The 634-nt window shown below is 79.0% G+C and carries 1 protein-coding gene; it reads left to right on the forward strand.

Features of this window, described 5'->3' with window-relative positions; translation table 11 throughout:
- Nucleotides 1-528: methyl-accepting chemotaxis protein (locus HMPREF0731_RS22585; protein WP_157136290.1), on the forward strand; the 528-nt coding region annotated here is incomplete at its 5' end.
- Between the last annotated feature and the right edge of the window lie 106 nt (nucleotides 529-634).

Below are 634 nucleotides of genomic sequence, written 5' to 3' on the forward strand. Positions count from 1 at the left end.
GTGGCGGCGGCGGCCGAGCAGCTGGCCGGCAGCATCGCCGAGATCAACCGCCGCGTCAGCGAGGGCGCGCAGGTGGCGCAGCGCGCCGTCACCGCCGCCGGGGCGTCGGACACCACGGTCGCCGGCCTGGCCGCCGCCGCCGACCGTATCGGCGACGTGGTGCGGCTGATCGCCGACATCGCCGGCCAGACCAACCTCCTCGCCCTGAACGCCACGATCGAGGCGGCGCGGGCGGGGGAGGCGGGCAAGGGCTTCGCCGTCGTCGCCTCCGAGGTGAAGACGCTGGCCAGCCAGACCGCCCGCGCCACCGAGGAGATCGGCGCCCAGATCGGCGCCATGCGCGGCGCCACGGCCGAGGCCGTCGCCGCCGTGCGCGGCATCGCCGAGGCGGTGGCGCGCATGGGCGAGGTGACCGCCGCCATCGCCGCCGCCGTCGAGGAGCAGGGGGCGGCGACGCGCGAGATCGCCCGCAACGCCGCCGCCGCCGCCCAGGGCACCGAGGCGCGGCGCAGAGCACGCTGGGCCTGACCGAGCATGTCGAGGCCGCCGCCGCCGCGCTGGGCGATGTGCGCCAGGCGGCCGGCGCGGTCGGCCAGCAGGGGGCAGGCGCTGCAGGGCGAGCTGTCCGGCGTGG

Origin of the sequence: Pseudoroseomonas cervicalis ATCC 49957 (assembly GCF_000164635.1) — a bacterium.
Classification (GTDB): Bacteria; Pseudomonadota; Alphaproteobacteria; order Acetobacterales; family Acetobacteraceae; genus Pseudoroseomonas; species Pseudoroseomonas cervicalis.